This window comes from Dellaglioa sp. CoH-57-MRSF-16 (genome assembly GCF_056782055.1).
On sequence record NZ_JBXAXZ010000173.1, the window covers coordinates 1 to 273 of the forward strand.

Consider the following 273-nt stretch of genomic DNA (forward strand, 5'->3'; position numbering starts at 1 on the left):
GTCGGCACTCAGCGCGGCAGCACCGGCCATACCCTCGTCGGTGTCGGTCACGGCCTCTTCCCAGTCCGAGCGGATGTGCTGGACGTGCGTCTCCGGGTTGGAGGCGTACTTGAACACGCAGTTTCCCGGGTTCAGATTCATCAGCACATCGGCGGTGTCGGGGGCGAACCCGAACGTCTCTTGCGCCCACAACGCGTCTTCGAGGCGGTCCTGCCGGAACGCGTAGACGGTCTGGGCTTCCTGAACGACGGTGTATCCCGGCGAGTCCTTCGG

Annotated in this window: 1 protein-coding gene; it reads right to left on the reverse strand. The window is 65.2% G+C overall.

Translation table 11 applies throughout. The features are described 5' to 3' along the window. Positions 1 to 273, reverse strand: a 273-nt coding sequence (locus tag AC1RPH_RS08335; RefSeq protein ID WP_481762118.1) for a hypothetical protein, incomplete at both ends; no start/stop codon positions are given.